Genomic DNA, 18991 nt, shown 5'->3' with positions numbered 1-18991 from the left:
CTTTCATCAGACAATCTGTGTGAGCACTGCACTCAACCTATCTCAGGTAAGGAGGTGATCCAACCGCAGGTTCCCCTACGGTTACCTTGTTACGACTTCACCCCAGTCATGAACCACAAAGTGGTCAGCGCCCCCCTCGCGGTTAAGCTACCGACTTCTTTTGCAACCCACTCCCATGGTGTGACGGGCGGTGTGTACAAGGCCCGGGAACGTATTCACCGTAGCATGCTGATCTACGATTACTAGCGATTCCAACTTCATGGAGTCGAGTTGCAGACTCCAATCCGGACTACGACAGACTTTGTGTGCTCCGCTTGCTCTCGCGAGGTCGCTTCACTTTGTATCCGCCATTGTAGCACGTGTGTAGCCCTACTCGTAAGGGCCATGATGACTTGACGTCATCCCCACCTTCCTCCGGTTTATCACCGGCAGTCTCCTTTGAGTTCCCGCCTTCACGCGCTGGCAACAAAGGATAAGGGTTGCGCTCGTTGCGGGACTTAACCCAACATTTCACAACACGAGCTGACGACAGCCATGCAGCACCTGTCTCTCAGTTCCCGAAGGCACTTCGCTGTCTCCAGCAAATTCTGAGGATGTCAAGAGTAGGTAAGGTTCTTCGCGTTGCATCGAATTAAACCACATGCTCCACCGCTTGTGCGGGCCCCCGTCAATTCATTTGAGTTTTAACCTTGCGGCCGTACTCCCCAGGCGGTCGATTTAACGCGTTAGCTCCGGAAGCCACAGCTCTAGGCCACAACCTCCAAATCGACATCGTTTACAGCGTGGACTACCAGGGTATCTAATCCTGTTTGCTCCCCACGCTTTCGCACCTGAGCGTCAGTCTTCGTCCAGGGGGCCGCCTTCGCCACCGGTATTCCTCCACATCTCTACGCATTTCACCGCTACACATGGAATTCTACCCCCCTCTACGAGACTCCAGTCAACCAGTCTTAGATGCCATTCCCAGGTTGAGCCCGGGGATTTCACATCTAACTTAATTCACCGCCTGCGTGCGCTTTACGCCCAGTCATTCCGATTAACGCTCGCACCCTCCGTATTACCGCGGCTGCTGGCACGGAGTTAGCCGGTGCTTCTTCTGCGGGTAACGTCAAAATCTAACCCTCTTCAGGCTAAATCCTTCCTCCCCGCTGAAAGTACTTTACAACCCGAAGGCCTTCTTCATACACGCGGCATGGCTGCATCAGGCTTCCGCCCATTGTGCAATATTCCCCACTGCTGCCTCCCGTAGGAGTCTGGGCCGTGTCTCAGTCCCAGTGTGGCTGGTCATCCTCTCAGACCAGCTAGAGATCGTCGCCTAGGTAGGCCGTTACCCTACCTACCAGCTAATCCCATCTGGGTTCATCCGACGGCGTGAGGCCCTTTCAGGTCCCCCACTTTGGTCTCGCGACATTATGCGGTATTAGCCACCGTTTCCAGTGGTTATCCCCCGCCCTCGGGCAGATCCCCAGACATTACTCACCCGTCCGCCGCTCGTCAGCAAAAGCGCAAGCGCTTTCCTGTTACCGCCCGACTTGCATGTGTTAGGCCTGCCGCCAGCGTTCAATCTGAGCCATGATCAAACTCTTCAATTCAAAGCTTGATGCTCAAAGAATTCACTGCGTAACGCTCTTTTGTTTGGCTAACTTTGTCGGCTTCACTGCGCTACACCTCGCCGTACTGAAGTACTGTCTCGGTGTTGCTCGCTGGCCTTCGCGTTATCCTGCCAAAATAACGTTACTAAATTATTTCGTAATGAATTAACTGTTGTTCACTCTTCAAGACTTTAAAACGTATTTTTTTGTGATACGGTCTTGTGAGTGCCCACACAGATTGTCTGATTAATTGTTAAAGAGCAGGCTGAATTAAAAAATGGTATTCTCGTTCAGCCGGGCTGCGTATACTACGCTTTTCGCCCGCAGAGTCAAGCGCTTATTGCCGCTTTCTCTGCCCGACCTCACAATGTTTATCAGCGTTGTGTCGGTCAGTGGTGGCGCATTATAGGGCGTTCTTTGGCGCTGGCAAGCGTTTATTTGCAAAAATAATTCATCCGAACACCAATTAAGCAAAAACAGTGCTAAATTGCGATTTAATGCGCAAAATGATAAAAAAAGAGGCAGTTTCCTGCCCCCTCATTTCTCGTTAACTTTACTCTCTCATTAAATATACAGTTATTGCTTTGCGACGATATGGCTATTTTCCACATCCAGAGTAACTAGTTTTCCTGGCAATAGTTGGCCGGAAAGTATCTTTTGAGCTAATGGATTTTCGATTTCCTGCTGGATAGCTCGCTTCAATGGCCGTGCACCGTAAACAGGATCGAACCCGGCTTCTGCCAACATTTCCAACGCTTGCTGAGTAATCGTCACCTGATAACCACGTTCTTCTAGACGTTTGTACAAACGTTGCAATTGGATATCTGCAATCGCTGATAAATGCCGACGCCCTAATGGGTGGAACACAACAGCTTCATCAATACGGTTAATAAATTCAGGTCTGAAATTATGGCTAACAATTCCCATCACTATATCTTTCATTTCATCATAATTTAGACTACCAAAACGCTCCTGGATCATGTCCGACCCGAGATTAGAAGTCATGATTACAACCGTGTTACGGAAATCGACAGTACGACCTTGCCCATCAGTCAATCGACCATCATCCAACACCTGCAATAAGATATTGAATACATCTGGGTGCGCTTTTTCCACTTCATCAAGCAAAATAACGGAATAAGGTCGACGACGAACAGCTTCTGTTAGATAACCACCTTCTTCATAACCAACATATCCCGGCGGTGCTCCTACTAACCGTGATACGGCATGTTTTTCCATAAATTCAGACATATCGATACGCACCATTGCATCATCGCTGTCAAACAGGAAATTTGCTAACGCCTTGCACAACTCAGTTTTACCAACACCAGTTGGACCAAGGAACAGGAATGAACCAATCGGACGGTTTGGATCAGCTAATCCAGCACGACTACGGCGAATCGCATTAGATATTGCATCGACTGCCTCATCCTGACCAATAACACGTTTATGCAGCTCTTGCTCCATGCGCAACAGTTTATCTTTTTCACTCTCAAGCATTCTGGCAACAGGAATACCCGTCCAACGAGCAAGAATTTCTGCAATTTCGGCATCGGTAACTTTGTTACGAAGCAGTTTCATATGCTTACCTTCAGCTTGTGTGGCTGCGGCAAGCTGTTTTTCCAATCCAGGTATTTTTCCATACTGAATTTCAGACATCTTCGCTAAATCACCACTGCGACGTGCCTGTTCTAAACTGATACGGGCATTTTCCAATTCCGCTTTTATGTGCTGAGTACCCGTAAGTGCTGCTTTTTCAGCTTTCCATTCTTCTTCTAGTTCAGAATATTCGCGTTCTTTTACGAGCAGCTCCTCATTAAGCATTTCAAGCCGTTTTTTACTGGCATCATCAGACTCTTTTTTCAGCGCCTGCTGTTCCAACTTCAATTGGATAACCCGACGTTCCAGACGGTCCAGCGCTTCCGGTTTTGAATCCATTTGCATACGTAAACTGGCACCCGATTCATCGATCAAGTCGATAGCTTTATCCGGCAACATACGGTCTGAGATATAACGATGAGATAATGTTGCTGCCGCGACAATTGCAGGGTCGGTAATTTGTACATGATGATGTAACTCATAACGTTCTTTCAGACCGCGCAAAATAGCGATTGTGTCCTCTACGGAAGGTTCTGCAACATAGACTTTTTGGAAACGGCGTTCCAGCGCTGCATCTTTCTCAATATATTGACGATATTCATCCAGTGTTGTTGCACCAACACAGTGAAGTTCACCACGGGCCAAGGCTGGTTTTAACATGTTGCCAGCATCCATTGCACCATCAGCCTTACCTGCACCAACCATAGTATGCAATTCGTCAATAAACAGAATGACATTGCCTTCCTGTTTAGCAAGGTCGTTCAACACACCTTTCAAACGCTCTTCAAATTCACCACGATATTTAGCCCCTGCTAACAGCGCGCCCATATCCAAGGAAAGAACTCGCTTATTTTTAAGCCCCTCAGGAACTTCACCATTAATGATCCGTTGAGCAAGCCCTTCCACAATGGCTGTTTTACCAACCCCAGGTTCACCAATTAAGACCGGATTATTTTTAGTACGGCGTTGTAATACCTGAATGGTGCGGCGAATTTCTTCATCACGGCCAATTACCGGATCAAGTTTGCCTTGTTCAGCATGTTCAGTCAGATCAATAGTGTATTTTTTCAGGGCCTGGCGTTGATCTTCCGCTCCCTGATCATCAACTTTTTCACCACCACGCATTTGTTCTATTGCCTTAGTGATTTTTTCTTTTGTTGCGCCAACAGCTTTCAATATGTCACTTAATGTGCCACGTTCTTCCAATGCTGCCAGAACAAATAATTCAGAGGAGATAAAATTATCCCCGGCTTTTTGTGCTAGTTTGTCACACAGATTTAAATGACGAACTAAATCATTGGATGGTTGTACATCACCACCAATACCCTGTACCCGCGGCAAACGTTCTAAAGCCTGCTCAAGCTGATTGCTGAAACGACCTGCATCGATTCCAATTGACGTTAATAATGGGCGAATAGAGCCACCCTCTTGTTTTAACAGTGAACTCATTAAGTGAATTGGTTCGATGAACTGATTATCATGCCCAAGCGCAAGGGACTGGGCGTCAGCGAGAGCAAGCTGGAATTTATTAGTAAGACGATCCAGACGCATAACACCTCCAATACTGTTCAGAATATTGCTACTGGAGATTAAATGAGGCCATTCCTCAAATATTCAAGGTTATTCTGAAAAGCAAATTGTGAGATATTCTCTTATGCGCCAATGGATCGCCCTACAGGATAGGTTATATCAGCCAGATTAAAGTTGCCATACGTCCGGTGATCCCATCACGACGATAAGAGAAAAATTTCTCTTTATTACTGACAGTACATTCATCCCCGCCAAAAATCGCTTTCACACCAACAGATTGCAATTTTAACTTTGCCAACAAATAGATATCCGCTAAATACTTTTCGCCAAAAGGTATAAAAGCTCGACTCAAATCAGAATGCTGGATTGTGAATGCTTCCAAAACCTCATTACCAACTTCAAATTTTTTCGCGCCAATTGCCGGCCCTAACCAAGCTTGGAGCTGATTAGGTTTAGCTTTAAATTGAGTGATCGTGTTTTCCAGTACGCCGGCGCACAAACCTCGCCACCCCGCATGGGCAACCGCAACCTCATCACCCGCAGAACTGCAAAATAGTACAGGCAGGCAATCTGCTGTCATCACAGCACAAACCTGCCCAAGAATATTGGTATAAACAGCATCAGCTCTATTATCTTCCAGTGGCTGACCATTGAGTCTCACAACACGCGTACCATGAACCTGTTCTAACCAGACTGGTTGCTGAGGCAGTTCTGCCATTTTCGCTAAAATATGCCTGTTTTGTTCAACAACATCAGGTTTATCACCAACATGCTTACCCAGATTCAGGCTATCGTAAGGTGATAAGCTTATTCCCCCTAAACGGGTAGAACTACAGGCTTTTACTGTCGTCGGTTGTGGCCAGTTTGGAAAAATAAGCGCAGTCATTTACCAATCCATTTCGTCTTTAAACGCTTCTGCATCTGCTTTTAATGCCTTAATCAGCATCACCATATCTTCAGGTAATTCAGCGTGCCATTCCATTTCAATGCCGGTTATCGGATGATAAAGACGCAGCATCGTGGCGTGCAATGCCTGACGATCAAAATTACGCATTGCCTCGCGGAACTCATCAGAAGCCCCTTTCAAAGGTCGAGGACGACCACCATACAAAGGATCGCCCACCAATGGGTGACTAATATGGGCCATGTGAACACGTATCTGGTGTGTTCTGCCGGTTTCCAGTCTCAGGCGTAGACGAGTATGTGCCCTAAAATGTTCCATTACCCGATAATGGGTAATAGCCGGTTTGCCCATTGGATGCACTGCCATATGTGTTCGTTTTGTTGGATGACGAGAAATTGGCTCTTCAACCATTCCGCCAGCCGTCATACAACCTGTCGCTACCGCTTCATATTCACGGGTAATTTCGCGTAGTTGGAGTGATTCGACTAAACGTGTTTGAGCGGGAACCGTTTTAGCAATGACCATCAGCCCTGTCGTATCTTTATCAAGACGGTGAACAATGCCTGCCCGAGGAACATCGGCAATTTCAGGATAATGATATAACAGTGCATTCAATACCGTACCATCTGGGTTTCCTGCTCCTGGATGGACGACCAAATCACGCGATTTGTTTATGACTAGAATGTCATCATCTTCATAGACAATATTTAACGCAATATCCTGAGGTTCCCAACGCGCATCTTCTTCAATGATGGCATCAATTGCAATTTCTTCACCTCCCAGTACTTTTTCTTTTGGCTTATTGATTAATTTGCCATTAACCTGAACTCTGTCATCCAAGATCCAATCTTTTATGCGTGATCTTGAATAATCAGGGAACAATTCAGCCAAAGCCTGATCTAAACGTTGACCGAGCTGAGATTCGGCGACTGTTGTACTAAGTCGTATTTGTTGTGCCATATATTGTTTCTACACTTACGTTGAGTTTTGACGGCAGAGCCGTTTAATTTAATATAGTGTGCTATTGTAACTCGATCTTTTGCCGGGAGCTTCATGGATAGTCTCCCAGAAAAACACTCAGAGGATAATCAACACGTGATGATACGCATGAAATATCTGGTGGCGGCAGCCACATTGAGCCTGGTACTTTCCGGGTGCTCTGGTAATAAAAATACTGTCCCCGACAGCCCACCTGCGGAAATTTACTCTAAGGGTCAGGAAAAGCTGCAAAAAGGTAGCTATTCCGATGCGATCAAGCAATTGGAAACCCTCGATAATCGCTATCCATTTGGCCCCTATTCGCAGCAAGTACAACTCGATCTGATTTATGCTTATTATAAATCCTCTGACTTGCCAATGGCTCTCGCTTCTATTGACCGTTTTATACGCCTGAATCCAACTCACCCCAACATTGATTACGTTCTGTATATGCGTGGATTAACTTCACAAGCATTGGATAACAGTCTATTGCAAAGTTTCTTCGGCATTGACCGCTCAGATCGTGATCCTGAACACGCCAGGGTAGCATTCAAGGATTTTAGTCAATTAGTACGCTATCATCCTAACAGCCTGTATACTGCCGATGCTATTAAGCGTTTAATGTTTATCAGAGAGCGCCTGGCAAAATATGAACTTTCTGTTGTGGAATATTATAACAAACGTGGAGCTTATGTCGCGGTGGTAAATCGAATTGAACAAATGTTACGTGATTACCCTGATACACAGTCAACTCTCGAAGCGCTGCCTTACATGAAAAAAGCTTATACACGTTTGGGTTTAACAGCCCAGGCAGATAAAGTAGCAAAACTCATTGCTGCTAATCCGGTATAAAAAAGCAGATGATAAAACAGCGGTGGGTACCGCTGTTTTATTTTTACTTATGAGATCTAAAAAAGACTACTTATCAGCAGAGTTGATAAAGACTCAACTTGTCAATAGTGTCCCATTAGCTTCAATCCTGCAATAGATATTCTTCATATTTTTACCACTAATCACAATTACTTCAACTAGTTGCCTCATATCTGGTTAAATAGTGATTTAGATCACCTTTTTCATGAAAAAGAAATGTATGCTGAAATTATTGAAGGTGGATAATCAATAATGAGAGGTAACTATATGATAGTGAATATTACCAGCAAACAAATGGAGATTACCCCGGCAATTCGCAACCACGTAGAAAAACGTCTAAATAAACTAAATAAATGGCAAGTAAATCTGATAAATCCTCATATTATTCTATCAAAAGGGCCTCAAATTTTTAGGGCTGATGCAACCATAAGTATACCAAATGGTATGCTAGTTGCCGGTGCAAAACATGAAGATATGTATATTGCTATCAATGAATTATTAACAAAACTGGAGCGCCAATTGAATAAAGTACAGCATAAGGGAGAAGCACGCCGTACTGACAACAGTGTTAAAGAATCAAACCTTAACCTAGAAACAGAACCAGAAATATCACAATAAAATAACAATGACTTGCCTGTGACGCGTCCAATTTGGACGCGTTTTTTGTTGACAGAAACAACAACATAAGGTTAATTAACAAAAACCACCGTAACCCTTGTCCAATGCGGACGGCTGCCGATGAAATGGCAAGCAAATGGGAAGCTTCGCCCGATTGGGCAAAGAGCAGTCACCCAAACTATGAATATGAGAATATGATGAACATAAGCCTGTTTTTCTTTTCTTTCTTTTTTACCTTCCCTTGAGGGAAGCTTTTTTCTATCCATCTTTACCTCCAAAGGGTACTCCCGCCGACATCAGGCGGGAGGGGAATTTGGACGGGCTTGAAAAGCCCGTGGAATCATCAGCCACGCTGATGTTGAATGTATTGTTTCACCACTCCCAGCGGTGCTCCACCGCATGAACCTGCAAAGTAGGAGCGAGACCAGAGAACTGCCTTTCCGTATGCTCCGCGTAAGTCCAGAAACTCATTACGTAAGCGACGGGAGGTGACTGCTTTCAGCGAGTTAACCAATACCGATAGCTGAACGGTCGGTGGATACTCAATCAGCATATGAACATGATCTAAATCGCCGTGACTCTCTTTAAGTTCTGCGCCGAAGTCACGGCAGATTTCACCTGCATACTGATGAAAGGCTGCATAGTGTCGCTCGCCAAGAATCTTTCTACGGTATTTGGTCACAAACACAAGATGTACATGCAAAAGAAAGGCGGCATGTCGTGAACGATTAATTTTGTATTTTTGCATTGAAGTTAGCCGAAGGCACAGTAAAATAGAGAGTAAAACTACTACACACTGAATGATAATGCTAATACTGAAAGCCTACAAGTTCAGACTAGAGCCAACTGAAGAACAGTCGCCGCGTTTGCGGCAGTTATGCGGGTGTGCTCGTTTTGTCTGGAATCACGGACTTGAGGTAACAAAACACATTCTGGATTCCGGCGGAAAACTTCCCTCAGCGTTTGAACTAAACCGCATGCTCACGGGGTGGAAAAAAACACCGGAATACGCCTTCTTACAGGAAGCTTACACCGATAACCTTCAGCAAAAATTTAAAGACTTACATGGGGCATGGAGGCGTTGCTTCGATAAGACACTGGCAGCGAAAGCGCCTGTATGGAAACGAAAAAATGACGGCAGGGATTCAATCCGGTTCGTCAATTTTGAAAAATATTGTCTCCTTGAAAATCGCAGAGTCAGGCTTCCTTCTGGGCTCGGATGGATAAAGTTCCGGCAATCGCAGGAGGTGAACGGCAAAATCAAAAATGCCACGATCAGCCAGTCAGCGGGTAAGTGGTATGTGTCGTTTCAAGTCGAGATAGAAGCCTCTGAGCCACACCACGAATCAACAACAATGGTTGGTCTGGATGCAGGGATATCGAAACTGGCGACGCTCTCAGACGGTACGATATACGAACCCGTCAACAGTTTTAAAACCCGCCAGCGCAAACTGGCGAAGCTCCAGAGACAGTTAAGCCGCAAAGTTAAGTTCAGCGCCAACTGGCAGAAACAGAAGCGAAAAATTCAGCGTCTGCATTTGCACATCGCCAATATCCGGCGCGATTACCTTCATAAGACCACCACGAAAATAAGCAAAAACCACGCGATGATCGTGATTGAAGATTTGAAGGTCGGTAACATGTCGAAGTCAGCGAAAGGCACGGCAGAACAGCCCGGAAGGAACGTTGGGGCTAAAACAGGCTTAAATCGCGCGATACTGGATCAGGGCTGGTATGAAATGCGCCGTCAGCTAGAATATAAGCAGCTCTGGCGCGGCGGTCAGGTACTGGCAGTCCCTCCGACATACACCAGCCAGCGGTGCGCATGTTGCGGTCATACAGCAAAAGAGAACCGCTTGTCGCAGAGTAAATTCGTGTGCCAGGTGTGTGGATATACCGCGAACGCAGATGTAAACGGCGCACGTAACATTTTAGCGGCAGGGCATGCCGTGCTTGCCTGTGGAGGGACGGAGCAGTCAGGCCGCCCGTTGAAGCAGGAACCAGACGCAGAGCGATCAACTGTCGCCCACTAACGGGGATCCCCCTCTTGAGTCACGAAGTGCGAAAGTGGGGGAGGATGTCAATGCAAACCTATTATTATCAGAATGTGAATAACCCATTAGGAACCCATTTATGGATCAAAATAATTTGCTGAAAATACGGGAAAAAGTCAGCGAACTTGATTTAAAGTTACTGATTTTACTAGCAGAGCGTCGCCAATTAGCTTTTGATATTGCCCAAACTAAGTTACAGGATAATCGCCCTATCAGAGACAAGGATCGCGAACGAGAACTACTAGATGTTCTGATTAAAAAAGGAAAAAACTACGGGCTTGATGGCTTTTATATTTCGCGCCTTTTTCAGATGATCATTGAAGATTCCGTACTCACTCAACAGGCATTATTGCAGCAACACCTAAATCAAACACCCCAAGATTCAGCGCGTATTGCATTCCTCGGTCCTAGAGGTTCCTACTCTCATATCGCAGCCCGCCAATATGCCGCACGCCATTTCAATCAATTAGTTGAATGTAGCTGCCATAAATTCCAGGATATCTTCTCCCTGGTTGAAACAGGCCAAGCGGATTACGGAATGTTACCCATTGAAAATACCAGCTCGGGTTCCATCAATGATGTTTATGACTTGTTGCAACATACCAATTTGTCAATTGTGGGAGAAATAACCATTCCTATTGACCATTGCCTACTCGTTGCAAAAGACACAACGCTATCAGAGATCAAAACGGTTTACAGTCACCCTCAACCATTCCAACAATGTAGCCAATATATTAATCAATTCCCACATTGGAAAATTAACTATTGCGAAAGCACTGCCGCAGCAATGCAAAAAGTCGCCGAACAGAATTCACCAGAAATTGCAGCTTTAGGGAGTGAAGCGGGCGGTGCACTTTATCAGTTACAGGTTCTGGAACAGAATCTCGCAAATCAATCACATAATATTACTCGTTTCATTATTGTTGCCCGTCAACCTATTGAAGTTGCAGAACAAGTACCGGCTAAAACGACATTTATTATGGCAACCGGACAGCAGGCAGGCGCACTGGTAGATGCGCTAATGGTGCTGAAAAAACATAATATTATTATGAGTAAACTGGAATCCCGACCGATCAACGGAAATCCGTGGGAAGAGATGTTTTATATTGATGTCCAAGCTAATATTCGTTCAATCAATATGCAACACGTCCTGAAAGCATTGGCGAAAATCACTCATTCATTAAAGGTATTGGGATGTTACCCAACAGAAAGCGTGGTACCGGTTAACCCTTCCTGATTAAAAAGAACCGGGTATTCAAATATCCGGTTCAGATTATTGGTTTTTAGCGTTTTAACTATCAATGAGAAAATTTTTACTGCCTTTAACCTTTTGGTTTAAGGCTCTTTATTTATTCCGTAAATCCCGACTTCTCAGCTTAAATAATATGGATTATCGCTTTTCGTGCCATCTGAAAACAAGGGATTAAAGAATATCTACTTATTCACATAGGATTAAATACGTTTTATCTGTCACCACGGTTTTAAAATTTAGGAAAAAACGGCAAGCATATCACGAAAAAGAAGGCAAAAGCTTTAATCATTAAAGGTAAAACAGAAATGATTAAAGCTTTTTTAAAGCAAGTAAAAAATTCGGTGTTATACTGACGCTGGAAGAGAAAACATCAGAAAAGATAGATTTTAAACTTATTAACAAGGTGACAAAATGACAACATTAACCACAGAAAAAGAATATGATATTGTATCAGCATATTTATCAAGAATAAGCTTATTAAGAAGATTTGCTCAAACAAAAGATGTTGAATGGCTAGAAGATGCTTACAAAACATTAGAAGTAGTCGTTCAAGAAAGCAAAGAAACCTTCAGATTAATGAGTTTAGAAGCGGAACAAAAAGAACAAAAACGTTTAGAAATATTAAGAATGATTGAAGAAATCGGCCTTAATCCTAATACTATTAACATACCTGTTACCCTCTCTGATTTTAAACCTAAAAAATCAAATGCAGGAAAAGGAAAGACGAGAAAACCTAAGTATCAGTTTAATGACAATGGAGAAATTAAATACTGGTCAGGAAACGGGAAAAAACCATCAGGTTTACAAAAATTACTCAATGAAGGCCATTCATTAAATGAATTTTTAATTCAAAAATAAAAAACTTCGGAATAAAAATAGCCTCACAGGTTTATTATCTGTTTAATATTATTTACTTTTCTTTTTTGCTTGCATTTGCTTTTTTGGGCGATCGCAAGCGCCTTTTTATGGGTGATTAACTCGGCTATTAATCAAAAAAGTGTTAAAAAAACAGGTACCCATTAATGCCAAATTTTTAAAAGGTAAAACAGTGTTAAAACCTTATACCGATTAAACCCAAAAGCTAAACCATGACTTTTAATAACAACTTAAAAACTGCCCATCATAAAACCATCAGTGAAAAAATAAGAAATAAAAATCGGTTTTGTTAATGCTTAAGACGAATATGATTAATGCTTACTGAGCATAAAACATCGACATACCATGATGATTAAACTCAATAAAAAAACAGGTGTGAAAAAGGGTAAAAACACACGGTTAAAACCTTATACCGATTAAACCCAAAAGCTAAACCATGGCTTTTAATAACAACTTAAAAATTGTCCATCATAAAACCATCAGTGAAAAAATAAGAAATAAAAATCGGTTTTGTTAATGCTTAAGACGAATATGATTAATGCTTACTGAGCATAAAACACCGACATACCATGATGATTAAACTCAATAAAAAAACAGGTGTGAAAAAGGGTAAAAACACACGGTTAAAACCTTATACCGATTAAACCCAAAAGCTAAACCATGACTTTTAATAACAACTTAAAAACTGCCCATCATAAAACCATCAGTGAAAAAATAAGAAATAAAAATCGGTTTGTTAACGCTTACGCACACCGGAAAAAAAGATAAATAAAAATATGAATAGGTTTATCCGTTTACCAGAAAATACACCTCCAAAAAGAAACCGTCTTTAATAACGTTTTCAACCGGAGAATAACCTTTTCCTAAACCAGTTAAATAATCCGATGATAAAAAATCCGCGTAACAAAACCTGCAAATAAATAATTTAACCAAATAATAACTCAGTTACTCTCACGTTATTATATTGCACATTTACTATGTAAAGCTGAATACCTTAAATACGCCAGTTTAAACTTGCTTTACACGATTTTAATCCGTCCAATAGCATTGTTTTCTACGGTTTAAGTTAAAATATTCCTCTATTTTATGTCTTTAATGTGATTAATCTGCAAAGCCTTTCACCCTCATTAATACAATTAAACTTGTCAGCAAATTGAATCGGGTATTGTCATATCCGGTTCTTTTTATACCTGTTATCTTTCAAGTTGCCTCTTTGTTGGCTGCACTCGCTCACCCCGGTCACATAGTTACCTATGCTCCCGGGGATTCGCTCCCTTGCCGTCGCGATCCATCTTGAAATCCATAAGGTATAGTTATTGGCGACTATCATTCGCTTGTTGAAGCAATACCCTGCTCTCTCTCATAAAATGAGGTGCATAATCACCAAACCATGCACTAACATCTTCAAAACTGCTGACAAAAGCCCGTTTGTCTTGGTTTTCCAATATCTCTAGCGCTTGCCCAAAACTTTGATGATAACGGCGTATAAGATCAATATTCTCTGGTGATGACATAATAATATCCGCGTAGAGCTGAGGATCTTGTGCAAATAAGCGCCCGACCATGATCAGTTCCAAACGGTAAATAGGTGAAGATATTGATAACAGTTGTTGTAAATCCGCACTTTCCTGTGCGAGATGTTGCCCATAAGCAAATGTCGTGAAATGGCGCAACGCCTGAATAAAGCTCATGTTTTTATCATGCTGTTCAGGACTCATCTGATGCAAGCAAGCCCCCCAAATCAACAACTGTTCTAAAAACCATTGATAAGCTTCCTCTTGACGTCCGTCACAGTAAACAACAACTTGTTTTACCAAACTACCAACATCCGGCCCAAACATAGGATGTAATCCCAACACTGGACCTTTATGCACATCAAGCATAGCTTGTAATGGCTGCTGTTTTACGGACGCCAAGTCCACCAAAATGCAATGGTCAGGTAATGGCGGTAAACGGCGAATAACTTCTTCTGTCAAATGAATCGGTACACTGATAATCACCATACCCACTCCCGCCAGAATTTGTTCCGCGTTAGGCCAATCTTGCGGTTCCAGATTTCTGACTTCATAACCAGACAAAGTTAACAAACGGCCAAATAGTTTCCCCATTTTGCCCAAGCCACCAACAATGACTATCGGCCCCAATTGAGGGCAAAGTGTTTTAAACCCTTTGTTATTTTCACTGGTGTAGGACTCCCGCATAATACGGCGCAGAATATCTTCAATTAAATCCGGTGGAACACCAAACTCTTCAGCCTCCTGCCGACGTGAAGCAAGCATCGCCATTTCTCTGTCAGGCGCATAAATTGACAACCCATTCTGACTTTTTACCTCACCAATCTCTGCAACCAATTCCAGACGCTTTGCCAGCAAGCCCAGCAAAGCTTTATCCACTTCATCAATCTTATCCCGCAATTGAGATAATTTAGCCGCCATATTTATTATCCCGCTTTTTTCAATACTGCCATTCTTTGCGACAATTGCATGCTAATTTGCTGATGTAATTTTCTTAGAATTGCTTCTGTCGTCTGCCAACTAATACATGCGTCAGTCACTGATACACCATATTTCATTTCACTACGCGGTTGCTCAGAAGATTGATTACCCTCATTAATATGGCTCTCCAACATAATGCCAGTAATAGATTGATTACCTGAAATGATCTGCTCCACAACAGAATCCACAACCAAACTTTGGCGACGAAAATCCTTATTAGAGTTACCATGACTACAATCAATCATCAAGGACGGTAATAATCCAGACTGCATCATTTGCTGTTCACATTCCATTACATGTTGGGCGCTGTAATTAGGGGTTTTACCACCACGCAAGATAATATGCCCATTGGGGTTTCCTTGCGTTTGTAATAAACACACCTGCCCCGACTGATTTATTCCCACAAAACGGTGTGGCATAGCGGCTGCACACATCGCATTAATTGCAGTGTTCAAGCTACCATCAGTCCCATTTTTGAAACCAACAGGCATAGATAAACCTGAAGCCATTTCCCGGTGTGTCTGAGATTCTGTGGTTCTCGCGCCAATTGCAGACCAACTGAATAAATCCCCCAAATATTGTGGACTATTCGGATCTAAAGCTTCTGTTGCAAGAGGCAATCCCATTTTAACTAAACTAAGTAGTAAACGGCGAGCAATATGCAGGCCAGCTTCCACATCAAATGAACCATCCATGTATGGATCATTAATAAGACCTTTCCAACCCACTGTTGTACGAGGCTTTTCAAAATAGACACGCATGACAATGTACAAGCTATCACTCAATTCAGCAGAAAGAGCGGCCAAACGGTGAGCATAATCCAGTGCCGCATCCACGTCATGAATAGAGCAAGGACCACATACTACCAGCAAACGGGGATCACGGCGCTGAATAATATCCGCAATTGTTTTACGTGCATTTGCAATAACATGCAGATCATCATCACTCAGTGGGTATTGTTGCTTTAATTCTTTTGGAGTGATAAGGATTTGCTCACCACTGATGTGAACGTTATTAAGTGCATCTCTTTGCATGAACATGTCGATTTTCTCCTCAAATTATCATTCTGTACTTATTTGTTTTTATGCATTTGACTAATAACATATCACGCGTCGTAAAGAATACAATCCAAAAGTGTAAACAAACTCAAAACATTGTAAACTATTATTTACAGAAAATAAAAAAGGCGTCAATTCAGTGATAAATCTATTCTAGAACTGAATTATTTCATATAGAAATAATTATCTTAAAATAAGATTAATATCAAAACACAAGAGTGCAATATTTGAGTCAATATTTTATGATTGTTAATCTTTTATTTTTCCATTTAAAATCATTAGGTTAAAAATATATTTACTTTATTTTTATTATTAAAAACAGATAATATCAATAATCACAGTTTATATTTCATATAAAGTTACCAAATAGCACCCATAAAATATTAAGCTATGCCCAACTCGCTTTTTCATTAATTTATTAAGATCCTATCCCAATAGGCGTAATTGTTGCAGGCCGTTCTTATCAATGAACAGTGAACACGGACAGCGCGGAAAAACCGGAGCGTACACGTAGTACGTGAGGATGACTCGCTTCGCTCGCCCTTCGGGCCGCACTAAAGTGCGTTCAAAAGCTAACGCTTTTATCTGAGCACTGCCCAGGTTCGCTCTTTATGGCAAAGAACGGCAAATAAAATAGCCCTATTGGGATAGGTAGTAAGAGAAATAATAATATGACTACAGTCCGCTATAGAATAATTGGATGCGTATTACTTAGCACTTGTTATGAAAAGAATCTGTGCCACCAGATCACTCTTTTAAATTCAATACACTAATATCAGCAGTCTGAGGCCGGAAAATCCGGCCTCTTTATTAAAATATCTGTTACAAAGCTTGCTGTAAAAAAGCAATTAATTCCTGATTAACTTTATAGGGTTGCTCCAATGTGGAAATATGCCCTGCATCCTGGATGATAATATGATCACAGTGCAATATTTCAGCCATCAAATAACCCTCCAGAGGCGGGCGAGGCGTATCTTGTTCACCAGTCATAACAAGCGAGGGAATATCCAGTTTTTCCAACAAATGAATTCTATCTTCACGCCCAAATATTATTCTACCTAACGGAACAATACTATTACGCAATATTTCCGCAGGAATGGCTGCCAGACGCTGAGTTAATTCATCAACCAAATACTGAGCCGGTTGCTGGCTAAAGAAGGCTGGCACTATCTGCTGTTGCAAAATAGATTGAGGAATTACACCAACCTGCTCTATCGCATCCAACATGGCAAAGTATTTTGTATGAGTCACTTCAGGTTCTAATCCGACAAAGGTATCCATCAAAACCAGTGCCTTAACTCTGTCCGGCGCCATAGCCACCAACTCAATTCCCCACATACCACCAGCAGATAAACCAATGATAGCGAATTCTTTAATACCAAGTTGATCCATCAACGCTAGGTAATCCCGAGCTAAATCAGCCAAAGTGCTATGTTGTTCCGGTAGCTCTCCAGAGTTTCCATGCCCCCAGAGATCAGGAGCAATCACCCGGTATTTTTTACTTAAGGCCTCGATCTGAGGCTCCCACATAGTAGAATCAAACAAATAGCTATGCCCGAGTAATAACGGGAAACCTTCACCTTCATCCCGGTAAGCCATCGTTTTGTTATGTATTTGAAAAGTTTTCAAAGCAAATCCTTATAGTTAGTTAATCATGTTTAAAATTATTCTAAAACTCTCAAAATAATTGTCTTTAAGATTATTACGATCTGATAATAATATATTGTCGAATAATTTATCGATGAGTAAAAATCCTCCTTAACATCAAAAGGGCATTGATTTCACCTTGGAGGGACGTAATCAAAGATCTTCTAAAAACCCGCCCATATTCAGCCTGTTTCTTCATTACAATAAGGCAGAGCCAAAACCAAATTGATGACCACACCCACAAGACGCGGTTTTAAGTTGAGAATAAAAAAAAGAGGCCAGCAATTGCTGACCTCTTTAACGATAACTTTCGGATGTAACGAAAGCGTATTATTTACTGTTCAGACGCTCTTTAATACGAGCAGCTTTACCAGAACGCTCACGCAGATAGTACAATTTAGCTCTACGAACAGCACCACGACGTTTAACGCTAATGCTGTCTACGACTGGGGAGTGAGTCTGGAATACACGCTCAACACCTTCGCCGTTAGAAACTTTGCGAACAGTGAATGCAGAGTGCAGACCGCGGTTACGGATAGCGATAACCACGCCCTCGAATGCCTGCAGACGTTTCTTAGCACCTTCTACGACCCATACCTTAACTTCCACGGTGTCACCCGGACGGAATGAAGGTACGTCTTGCTTCATCTGCTCTTGTTCAAGTTGTTTAATAATGTTGCTCATAATAATTCTCTTACCCTAGGTAAACTGATATATCAGAGACATTCCCTTCGGGGATATGTCTGGATTAATTAGTTGCTTCAGTTAGATGTTCCCGTTGGAACTCTGTTAGCAATATCCTTTGCTCGTCAGTCAGAGCTAGGTTTTCCAGAAGTTCAGGTCTTCTAAGCCAGGTCCGGCCAAGCGATTGTTTCATCCGCCAGCGATTAATTTCAGCATGATTTCCAGACAGCAACACTGGTGGAACTTCCATACCATCTAATACCTCCGGGCGAGTATAGTGCGGACAATCCAGCAATCCATCAGCAAAAGAGTCCTCCTCCGCTGATGCCTGATGCCCCAGAACGCCCGGAATGAACCGAGAAACTGAGTCAATCATCGTCATTGCAGGGATTTCACCACCGCTGAGTACGTAATCACCGATAGACCATTCTTCGTCAATCTCGGTTTGGATCACCCGCTCATCTATCCCTTCATAGCGGCCACAAATCAAAATCAGTTTTTCATTTGTTGCCAGCTCACAAACCCCTTGTTGGTTGAGTTTGCGTCCCTGAGGTGAAAGATAAATCACTTTTGCACCTTCGCCTGCCGCAGTTTTTGCTGCATGAATGGCTTCCCGTAAAGGCTGAACCATCATCAACATGCCTGGACCACCGCCATAAGGTCGATCGTCAACGGTACGATGCCGGTCATAGGTAAAATCCCGTGGATTCCAGCATTCAATACTTAACAGGCCATTTTTCACTGCCCGGCCAGTTACCCCATAATCGGTTATTGCGCGGAACATTTCAGGAAACAGGCTAATAACCCCAATCCACATTATCGCGTCCCACTCAT

General features: G+C 42.7%; 15 protein-coding genes and 1 rRNA gene. 5 read left to right on the top strand and 11 right to left on the bottom strand.

Translation table 11 applies throughout. The features are described 5' to 3' along the window. Positions 1–47: 47 nt before the first annotated feature. From AACQ83_RS15105 to rluD, 4 genes are all read right to left on the bottom strand, one after another. Positions 48–1592 (bottom strand): 16S ribosomal RNA (locus tag AACQ83_RS15105). 576 nt (positions 1593–2168) lie between these two features. Then, positions 2169–4742, bottom strand: coding sequence for an ATP-dependent chaperone ClpB (clpB, locus tag AACQ83_RS15100; RefSeq protein WP_112878372.1), 2574 nt, complete (start codon positions 4740–4742; stop codon positions 2169–2171). 133 nt (positions 4743–4875) lie between these two features. Continuing rightward, positions 4876–5607 (bottom strand): purine nucleoside phosphorylase YfiH, encoded by a 732-nt coding sequence (yfiH, locus tag AACQ83_RS15095; protein ID WP_112878371.1) that lies wholly within the window; start codon positions 5605–5607, stop codon positions 4876–4878. Further along, the gene (gene rluD, locus AACQ83_RS15090; protein WP_112878370.1) at positions 5608–6585 is read right to left on the bottom strand and encodes a 23S rRNA pseudouridine(1911/1915/1917) synthase RluD; all 978 of its coding nucleotides are present in this window, start codon (positions 6583–6585) and stop codon (positions 5608–5610) included. Between the two features lie 138 nt (positions 6586–6723). On the opposite strand from rluD, the gene bamD reads away from it, so the two are divergent. Both bamD and raiA read left to right on the top strand, forming a co-directional pair. Next, positions 6724–7455: an outer membrane protein assembly factor BamD gene (gene bamD, locus AACQ83_RS15085; RefSeq protein ID WP_112878380.1), complete on the top strand. Its 732-nt coding sequence runs from the start codon at positions 6724–6726 to the stop codon at positions 7453–7455. A gap of 285 nt (positions 7456–7740) precedes the next feature. Further along, positions 7741–8091, top strand: a complete 351-nt coding sequence (gene raiA, locus AACQ83_RS15080) for a ribosome-associated translation inhibitor RaiA (RefSeq protein ID WP_112878379.1) — start codon at positions 7741–7743, stop codon at positions 8089–8091. A gap of 71 nt (positions 8092–8162) precedes the next feature. Here the strand turns inward: raiA and AACQ83_RS15075 are convergent, their stop codons facing one another. Together AACQ83_RS15075 and tnpA are read right to left on the bottom strand one after the other, a co-directional pair. After that, positions 8163–8357 (bottom strand): hypothetical protein, encoded by a 195-nt coding sequence (locus AACQ83_RS15075; RefSeq protein WP_112878369.1) that lies wholly within the window; start codon positions 8355–8357, stop codon positions 8163–8165. Between the two features lie 77 nt (positions 8358–8434). Further along, entirely contained in the window at positions 8435–8839 is a 405-nt protein-coding gene (tnpA, locus tag AACQ83_RS15070) for an IS200/IS605 family transposase (RefSeq protein ID WP_112878368.1), read from the bottom strand. Positions 8840–8897: 58 nt separating this feature from the next. On the opposite strand from tnpA, the gene AACQ83_RS15065 reads away from it, so the two are divergent. From AACQ83_RS15065 to AACQ83_RS15055, 3 genes are all read left to right on the top strand, one after another. Next, positions 8898–10124, top strand: a complete 1227-nt coding sequence (locus tag AACQ83_RS15065; protein ID WP_192881035.1) for an RNA-guided endonuclease InsQ/TnpB family protein — start codon at positions 8898–8900, stop codon at positions 10122–10124. Positions 10125–10224: 100 nt separating this feature from the next. After that, a complete protein-coding gene (gene pheA, locus AACQ83_RS15060; RefSeq protein WP_112878367.1) occupies positions 10225–11382 on the top strand; it encodes a bifunctional chorismate mutase/prephenate dehydratase in 1158 nt (385 codons plus the stop codon). A 426-nt stretch (positions 11383–11808) separates the two neighbouring features. Next, a complete protein-coding gene (locus tag AACQ83_RS15055; protein WP_112878366.1) occupies positions 11809–12255 on the top strand; it encodes an H-NS histone family protein in 447 nt (148 codons plus the stop codon). Positions 12256–13586: 1331 nt separating this feature from the next. On the opposite strand, the gene tyrA is transcribed toward AACQ83_RS15055, so the two are convergent. From tyrA to trmD, 5 genes are all read right to left on the bottom strand, one after another. Next, positions 13587–14708 (bottom strand): bifunctional chorismate mutase/prephenate dehydrogenase, encoded by a 1122-nt coding sequence (gene tyrA / locus AACQ83_RS15050; protein WP_112878365.1) that lies wholly within the window; start codon positions 14706–14708, stop codon positions 13587–13589. Positions 14709–14713: 5 nt separating this feature from the next. Further along, on the bottom strand, positions 14714–15808 hold the full coding sequence (locus AACQ83_RS15045) for a 3-deoxy-7-phosphoheptulonate synthase (RefSeq protein WP_275658144.1): 1095 nt from the start codon (positions 15806–15808) through the stop codon (positions 14714–14716). A gap of 840 nt (positions 15809–16648) precedes the next feature. Beyond that, positions 16649–17455 carry an alpha/beta fold hydrolase gene (locus tag AACQ83_RS15040; protein ID WP_112878364.1) on the bottom strand — a complete coding sequence of 269 codons (807 nt, stop codon included), beginning with the start codon at positions 17453–17455 and terminating at the stop codon, positions 16649–16651. Positions 17456–17803: 348 nt separating this feature from the next. Then, on the bottom strand, positions 17804–18157 hold the full coding sequence (gene rplS / locus AACQ83_RS15035) for a 50S ribosomal protein L19 (RefSeq protein ID WP_112878363.1): 354 nt from the start codon (positions 18155–18157) through the stop codon (positions 17804–17806). 64 nt (positions 18158–18221) lie between these two features. Next, on the bottom strand, positions 18222–18974 hold the full coding sequence (gene trmD / locus AACQ83_RS15030; protein ID WP_011145583.1) for a tRNA (guanosine(37)-N1)-methyltransferase TrmD: 753 nt from the start codon (positions 18972–18974) through the stop codon (positions 18222–18224). Positions 18975–18991: the final 17 nt, after the last annotated feature.

This window comes from Photorhabdus sp. S10-54 (assembly GCF_963878145.1).
Classification (GTDB): domain Bacteria; phylum Pseudomonadota; class Gammaproteobacteria; order Enterobacterales; family Enterobacteriaceae; genus Photorhabdus; species Photorhabdus kayaii.
The sequence above is the reverse complement of the archived record's forward strand: the minus strand, read 5'-3'. Positions and strand labels throughout refer to the sequence as shown.

Excerpts from the sequence above, each read along its gene's own strand:
- clpB (WP_112878372.1), bottom strand. The coding sequence starts at position 4,742 with ATGCGTCTGGATCGTCTTACTAATAAATTCCAGCTTGCTCTCGCTGAC.
- yfiH (WP_112878371.1), bottom strand. The coding sequence starts at position 5,607 with ATGACTGCGCTTATTTTTCCAAACTGGCCACAACCGACGACAGTAAAA.
- rluD (WP_112878370.1), bottom strand. The coding sequence starts at position 6,585 with ATGGCACAACAAATACGACTTAGTACAACAGTCGCCGAATCTCAGCTC.
- bamD (WP_112878380.1), top strand. The coding sequence starts at position 6,724 with ATGATACGCATGAAATATCTGGTGGCGGCAGCCACATTGAGCCTGGTA.
- raiA (WP_112878379.1), top strand. The coding sequence starts at position 7,741 with ATGATAGTGAATATTACCAGCAAACAAATGGAGATTACCCCGGCAATT.
- AACQ83_RS15075 (WP_112878369.1), bottom strand. The coding sequence starts at position 8,357 with ATGGATAGAAAAAAGCTTCCCTCAAGGGAAGGTAAAAAAGAAAGAAAA.
- tnpA (WP_112878368.1), bottom strand. The coding sequence starts at position 8,839 with ATGCAAAAATACAAAATTAATCGTTCACGACATGCCGCCTTTCTTTTG.
- AACQ83_RS15065 (WP_192881035.1), top strand. The coding sequence starts at position 8,898 with ATGCTAATACTGAAAGCCTACAAGTTCAGACTAGAGCCAACTGAAGAA.
- pheA (WP_112878367.1), top strand. The coding sequence starts at position 10,225 with ATGGATCAAAATAATTTGCTGAAAATACGGGAAAAAGTCAGCGAACTT.
- AACQ83_RS15055 (WP_112878366.1), top strand. The coding sequence starts at position 11,809 with ATGACAACATTAACCACAGAAAAAGAATATGATATTGTATCAGCATAT.
- tyrA (WP_112878365.1), bottom strand. The coding sequence starts at position 14,708 with ATGGCGGCTAAATTATCTCAATTGCGGGATAAGATTGATGAAGTGGAT.
- AACQ83_RS15045 (WP_275658144.1), bottom strand. The coding sequence starts at position 15,808 with ATGTTCATGCAAAGAGATGCACTTAATAACGTTCACATCAGTGGTGAG.
- rplS (WP_112878363.1), bottom strand. The coding sequence starts at position 18,157 with ATGAGCAACATTATTAAACAACTTGAACAAGAGCAGATGAAGCAAGAC.
- trmD (WP_011145583.1), bottom strand. The coding sequence starts at position 18,974 with ATGTGGATTGGGGTTATTAGCCTGTTTCCTGAAATGTTCCGCGCAATA.